5 protein-coding genes and 1 other RNA gene are annotated in these 6,249 nt (G+C 70.7%); 5 read left to right on the top strand and 1 reads right to left on the bottom strand.

The genetic code is table 11. The annotated features are described in order from the left end of the window. Positions 1-418: hypothetical protein (locus FNH05_RS29265; protein ID WP_144592080.1), on the bottom strand; the 418-nt coding region annotated here is incomplete at its 3' end. Between the two features lie 164 nt (positions 419-582). Between FNH05_RS29265 and FNH05_RS29260 the strand changes: the two genes are divergently transcribed. The 5 genes from FNH05_RS29260 to ffs all read left to right on the top strand — a co-directional run bounded on the left by FNH05_RS29260 (position 583) and on the right by ffs (position 6,249). After that, the gene (locus FNH05_RS29260; RefSeq protein ID WP_144592079.1) at positions 583-1,323 is read left to right on the top strand and encodes a response regulator transcription factor; all 741 of its coding nucleotides are present in this window, start codon (positions 583-585) and stop codon (positions 1,321-1,323) included. Next, the gene (locus tag FNH05_RS29255) at positions 1,301-2,857 is read left to right on the top strand and encodes a sensor histidine kinase (protein ID WP_144592078.1); all 1,557 of its coding nucleotides are present in this window, start codon (positions 1,301-1,303) and stop codon (positions 2,855-2,857) included. The genes FNH05_RS29260 and FNH05_RS29255 overlap by 23 nt, the downstream gene beginning before the upstream one ends. 128 nt (positions 2,858-2,985) lie before the next feature. After that, positions 2,986-4,221, top strand: a complete 1,236-nt coding sequence (locus FNH05_RS29250) for a bifunctional glycosyltransferase family 2/GtrA family protein (RefSeq protein WP_144592077.1) — start codon at positions 2,986-2,988, stop codon at positions 4,219-4,221. Between the two features lie 13 nt (positions 4,222-4,234). After that, positions 4,235-6,133: a glycosyltransferase family 39 protein gene (locus FNH05_RS29245; RefSeq protein WP_144592076.1), complete on the top strand. Its 1,899-nt coding sequence runs from the start codon at positions 4,235-4,237 to the stop codon at positions 6,131-6,133. A 19-nt stretch (positions 6,134-6,152) separates the two neighbouring features. Continuing rightward, positions 6,153-6,249: signal recognition particle sRNA small type (ffs, locus tag FNH05_RS29240), an RNA gene on the top strand.

Here is a 6,249-nt window from a genome sequence, read left to right as displayed (position 1 = left end):
CGGTGCCGGAGTCGATCGTGTAGGTCTGGGTGTAGTCGTCCTTGCTCTTCACGGTGATCGAAGTGGCGCTGAGCGCGCTCACCTCACCGGTCTGCAGCCGTTCGGTGACGTAGCCGCCGTTCTGTGAAAGGGTGAAGTCGCCGTGCAGCGCCGACAGCAGGGTGGACGCCGCGCCACCGTTGCGGCCGCCCATCTGGCCGCCGAAGCCGCCGGGGCCGCCCGTCCTGCCCATGCCGCCCTGCCCGTTGGCGCTGTTCGCCGAGGCGCCGGCGTAGATCGCCACCCCGCCGACGGCGACGATGGCCACCGCGACGCCCGCCGCGATCGCGGTCTTCCTGCCGGACCACTTCGGCGTGGGGGGTTGCGGGTCGCCCCACGCCGGGGGAGCCTGCGGTGTGGTCGTCGGCTCGCTGCTCATGGTTTCCTCTCCAGAAGTGTTCGGCGCCCTGCCACGACCAGGTTGTTGACGCTGCCTGTGTGCAGGCTGTGCACCCGATGGGCGCGGCCTGTGCACTGGCGCCGCACAGGAAACGCACAGCGTTCTTTCAGGCGGGGCCTACCCGCCTGACCGAGGATGGCACCATGACCAGCATGAACGCCGGCCAGAGCAAGGCCGATCTGCAGCACGCCGACGGTTCCCCGGTCCGCGTCCTCGTCGTCGACGACGAGGTGACGCTCGCCGAACTGGTGTCCATGGCGTTGCGCATGGAAGGCTGGGACATCCGCAGCGCGGGAACCGGGAGCGAAGCCATCCGGATCGCGCGCGACTTCCGCCCCGACGCGGTCGTGCTGGACGTGATGCTGCCCGACTTCAGCGGGCTCGAAGTGCTCGGCAAACTGCGGGCCGAGGCGTCGCAGTTGCCCGTGTTGTTCCTCACCGCACGCGATGCGGTGGAGGACCGCATCGCCGGTCTCACCGCCGGCGGCGACGACTACGTCACCAAGCCGTTCAGTCTCGAAGAGGTGGTGCTGCGGCTCCGGGCACTGCTCCGGCGCTCGCGCGTGGTCTCGGCGAACGAGGGTTCCTCACTGGTGGTGGGCGATCTGACCCTCGACGAGGACAGTCGCGAGGTGTTCCGCGGCAACGAGCCGATCTCCCTCACCGCGACGGAGTTCGAGTTGCTGCGGTTCCTGATGCGCAATCCGAGGCGGGTCCTGTCGAAGGCGCAGATCCTGGACCGGGTGTGGAGCTACGACTTCGGCGGTCAGGCGAACATCGTCGAGCTCTATATTTCGTACCTGCGGAAGAAAATAGACGCGGGCAGGGAACCGATGATCCACACCATGCGCGGCGCGGGGTATGTCCTCAAACCAGCAACCTAGCCTTCAGCGCTCCGCCCGTTTCCTCCCCTCCTCGCTGCGCGGGAAGCTGATCGCGCAGGTCATCGTGCTGCTCGCGGTGGTCTGCCTGGTGGTCGGTGCGGTCACCGAACTGGCCCTGCACGGCTTTCTGCTCCACCAGCTCGACAACCGGCTTTCCGCGGCGAGCGAGCGCGGTACCCGCCCGCTCCCCAACGGCTTGTCACCCCAGCCGGGAAAGGAACATCCGCCGGAGGCCCTCCGCGTGCCCGGTCAGGGCATCGGCACGCTGAACGTGGCCGTGGATCCTGCCGGTGGCGTGCACGCCGGCGTCCTGAAGGGTGTCCCGGCCCAGGGGGAGCACGGGGCCGAAGGCGAGGGTGACCGGTTCCCGAGCGACGCGGTGCCCCAAGCGCAGCTGCACCTTCTGGTGAACCTGCCCACCGACGGCCGCAGCCGCAGTGTCGACCTCGGTCCGCTCGGCGAGTACCGCGTCATGTCCGTCCACGCCCGCGACGGCGGGATCCTGATCACCGGGCTGCCACTGGCCGACGTCACCGCGACGCTGTGGCAGCTGGGGCTGATCTTCGGCGGGGTCGCGCTCGGCGGGCTGCTGCTCGCGGGCGCGGTCGGCGCGGCGACCATCCGGCGCACCATGCGCCCGCTGGACCGCCTCGCGCGGACCGCCGCGCAGGTCTCGGAGCTGCCGCTGGACCGGGGCGAAGTCGCGCTGTCGGTGCGGGTGCCCGAAGTGGACACCGATCCCGGCACCGAGGTCGGCAAGGTCGGCGCCGCGCTCAACCGCATGCTCGAACACGTCGCGAGCGCGTTGAAGGCACGGCAGGAAAGCGAGAGCCGGGTCCGGCAGTTCGTCGCGGACGCCAGTCATGAGCTGCGCACGCCGCTGGCGGCCATCCGGGGCTACGCCGAACTCACCCGCCGCAGCGGCGAGCAGGTGCCGTCCGACATCGAGTTCGCGATGAGCCGCGTGGAGTCCGAATCCACCCGGATGACCACCCTCGTCGAAGAGTTGCTGCTGCTGGCGCGCCTGGATTCCGGGCGGCAGCGGGCGCACGAGCCGGTGGACCTGACCCGGCTGGTGATGGACGCGGTCGCCGACGCGCAGGCCGCGGGCCCCGGGCACCGCTGGCTACTGGAGGTGCCGCCGGAGCCGATCACCGTGATCGGGGACGCCGACCAGCTGCACCAGGTCGTGATCAACCTGCTGAACAACGCCAGGACGCACACCCCGGCGGGCACCGAGGTCACCACCGCTTTGTCCATTGTGGATGACCGGGTTCGGCTGACCGTGGTGGACAACGGCCCCGGCATCCCCCGGGATGTGCTGCCCGAGGTGTTCGAACGCTTCGCCCGCGGCGACACCTCGCGTTCCCGCGCGGCCGGGAGCACCGGGCTCGGGCTGGCCATCGTGGCCGCCGTCGTGGCGGCGCACCACGGCGAGGTGAGCGTCCGCAGCCGCCCCGGCGCCACCGAGTTCGTGGTCCGGCTGCCCCGGGCGATGGACGCGGAGGAACCGGCGCGCCCCACCGTGCCCTAGCCGGTTTTCGCTGTTCGTCGCCCGATGAGCGGTGTGTCACCAAATCTTCCGCTCCGTGGTGAAGGGCTCACAGCGCGCGCACAGCTTCACCACATCACTGACACAACGCGTGCCGCGACGGTAGTGGCATGACGACCTCCGCAGACGCTTCCCCCGCAGCGCCGCGGGCCCGCTCCGCCGATGGCACGGCACCCCCCGTACTGGACGTGGTCATCCCCGTGTACAACGAGGAAAAGGATCTCGCTCAATGTGTAGACCGGTTGCACCGCTACCTTCGTGAGTCGCTTCCCTATCCCTTTCGCATCACGGTCGCGGACAACGCCAGCACCGACGAAACCCTCGCCATCGCGAACCGCCTCGCCGTCGAACGGGACGAGGTCGAGGTCGTCCACCTGGACGAGAAGGGCCGGGGGCGCGCGCTCAAGGCCGTCTGGTCCGCTTCGGACGCGCGGGTGCTGGCCTATATGGACGTGGACCTGTCCACCGATCTCGCCGCACTGCTGCCGCTGATCGCCCCGCTCATCTCCGGGCACTCGGACCTGGCCATCGGGTCGCGGCTGGCCCGCGGCGCCCGCGTGGTGCGCGGACCCAAGCGCGAGTTGATCTCCCGCTGCTACAACCTGATCCTGCGCGGCACGCTCGCCGCGAAGTTCTCCGACGCGCAGTGCGGGTTCAAGGCCATCCGCGCCGACGTCGCCCGGCGGCTGCTGCCGCTGGTGGAGGACACCGGCTGGTTCTTCGACACGGAACTGCTCGTGCTCGCCCAGCGGGCCGGACTGCGGACCCACGAGGTGCCGGTGGACTGGGTCGACGACCCGAACTCCTCGGTGCACATCGTGTCCACGGCCACCGCGGACCTCAAGGGGGTGGCGCGCATGATCCGGGCCTTCGCCAGGGGAACGCTGCCGATCAGCGAGATCCGCGCCCAGCTCGGCCGCGCGCCGATCGGGGTGTCCACTCCCGGGGTTCCGCCCAGGCTGGCCACCCAGCTGGTGCGTTTCGCCGCCATCGGGGTGGGCAGCACGCTGGCGTACCTGGTCCTGTTCCTGCTGCTGCGCCTCGGCGTGGGGGCGCAGGTGGCCAACCTGATCTCGCTGCTGCTCACCGCCGTGGCCAACACCGCGGCCAACCGCCGGTTCACCTTCGGCGTGCGCGGTACGGCCGGGGCCGGGCGGCACCAGTTCGAGGGGCTGATCGTGTTCGGTCTCGGGCTGGCGCTGACCAGCGGGTCCCTCGCCCTGCTGCATTCCGCCGCGGAACCGGGCAGGCTCGCCGAGCTCGTGGTGCTGGTGCTGGCCAACCTGACCGCGACCGTGCTGCGTTTCCTGCTGTTCCGCAACTGGGTCTTCCGAAAGAACCGATAGGAGAATCACGCAGATGACGACTGCGTCCGCCGCACCGCCCCGTACCGCCGGGGCCGGCCCCGTCGCAGCCGCCTGGCAGGCGGACCGGCCACGGTGGGTTCGCCCCGCCGTGGGTGTCCTGCTGCTCGCGACGGCGGCGCTGTACCTGTGGAACCTGAGCGCATCCGGCTACGCGAACGACTTCTACGCCATGGCCGTGCAGGCCGGCACGAAGAACTGGGTTTCGCTGTTCTTCGGGTCGCTGGACCCGGGCAACACCATCACCGTCGACAAGCCCCCGGCCTCCTTGTGGCTGATGGCGCTCTCGGGCCGGATCTTCGGGTTCTCCAGCTGGAGCATGCTCATGCCGGACGCGCTGTGCGGGGTGGGATCGGTGGCCCTGGTGTACGCCACCGTGCGGCGGCTGTCCGGCCCGGCGGCCGGCCTGCTGGCGGGTGCCGTGCTGGCGCTGACCCCGGTCGCGGCCCTGATGTTCAAGTTCAACAACCCCGACGCCCTGCTCGTGCTCCTCATGGTCGTCGGGGCCTACTGCACCGTGCGTGCGCTGGAGCGCGCGAGCACCGGATGGCTGTTGCTGGCCGGAGTGGCGATCGGTTTCGGCTTCCTGACCAAGATGCTGCAGGCCTTCCTGGTGCTGCCCGCGTTCGCGCTGGTGTACCTGGTGGCCGCGCCCGCGTCGCTGGGCAAGCGGCTGTGGCAGCTGCTCGGGGCGGCGGTGGCCGTCGTGGTCTCCGCCGGGTGGTGGCTCGCCGCGGTGGCACTGTGGCCCGCGTCGAGCCGCCCGTACATCGGCGGTTCGACGAACAACAGCGCGCTCGAACTGGCCCTGGGCTACAACGGTCTCGGCCGGATCTTCGGCGGTGACGGCAACCACGCGGGCGGTGGCGGCATGGGCGGCGGGAACGCCATGTTCGGCGGCGGCTCCGGGCTCGGCCGGATGTTCGGCCAGTCCTTCGGAACCGAGATCTCCTGGCTGCTGCCCGCCGCGCTGATCGCGCTCGTCGCCGGGCTGTGGTTCACGCGCTACGCACCGCGCACGAACCCGGGCCGGGCATCGCTCCTGCTCTGGGGCGGCTGGACCGTGGTCACCGGCCTGGTGTTCAGCTTCATGAACGGGATCATCCACCCGTACTACTCGGTCGCGCTGGCGCCCGGGGTCGCCGGGCTGATCGGCGTCGGCTCGGTGGAACTGTGGCGGGGAAGGCACAACTTCCCGGCCAGGATCGTGCTCGCCCTGATGGTCGCGGCCACCGGGATCTGGGACTTCATCCTGCTGGACCGCGAGTCCTCGTGGCTGCCCTGGCTGCGGTACCTGGTGCTGGTGCTGGCCGCGCTCGTGACCGGCGCGCTGCTCTTCGGGGCCGACCGGCTGCGCCGGGCCGGTGTGGTGCTCGCCGCCGCCGCCATCGTCTCCGGGATGCTCGGCTCGACCGCGTACGCGATCACCACCGCGAGCACGGGCCACACCGGGTCGACGCCGACCTCGGGCCCCGGAACCCGAGGCGGATTCGGCGGGATGGGCGGCGGACCCGGCGGCGCCGGTGTCGTACCCGGCGACGGCCGGGGCCGGACCAGCAGCGCGGTGATCGCCCTGCTGAAGGCCACCACCACCAAGTGGGCCGCCGCGACCAACGGATCGCAGGAGGCCGCGGGCCTGGCGCTGAACTCCGACAAGTCCGTGATGGCCATCGGCGGGTTCAACGGCGGCGACCCGGCGCCCACCCTGGAGCAGTTCAAGCAGCACGTCGCCAAGGGGGAGATCACCTACTACGTCTCCGGCGGCATGGGCGGCTTCGGCGGCGGCCGCGGCGGCAGCGGCTCGATCGCGAGCTGGGTCCAGGACAACTACACCTCGGCCACCGTCGGTGGCACGACCGTGTACGACCTGACGAAGCCGCTGTCCCGCTCGTAGTACGGCCCTTGATACACTGAACTCGGACCCCCGCGGCGTCCATCCTGTGAACCTCCCCAGGGCCGGAAGGCAGCAAGGATAAGCAGGCTCTGACGGGTGCGGGGGTCCCCTTGTTT

The organism is Amycolatopsis rhizosphaerae (assembly GCF_007713715.1).
In the GTDB taxonomy this organism is placed as follows: domain Bacteria; phylum Actinomycetota; class Actinomycetes; order Mycobacteriales; family Pseudonocardiaceae; genus Amycolatopsis_E; species Amycolatopsis_E rhizosphaerae.
Note: the sequence above shows the minus strand (reverse complement) of the source record. Positions and strands in the feature narration are given on the sequence as shown.

Bases quoted from the DNA above. Each gene is read 5' to 3' on its own strand.
- FNH05_RS29245 (WP_144592076.1), top strand. From the start codon at position 4,235: ATGACGACTGCGTCCGCCGCACCGCCCCGTACCGCCGGGGCCGGCCCC.
- FNH05_RS29255 (WP_144592078.1), top strand. From the start codon at position 1,301: ATGTCCTCAAACCAGCAACCTAGCCTTCAGCGCTCCGCCCGTTTCCTC.
- FNH05_RS29260 (WP_144592079.1), top strand. From the start codon at position 583: ATGACCAGCATGAACGCCGGCCAGAGCAAGGCCGATCTGCAGCACGCC.
- FNH05_RS29250 (WP_144592077.1), top strand. From the start codon at position 2,986: ATGACGACCTCCGCAGACGCTTCCCCCGCAGCGCCGCGGGCCCGCTCC.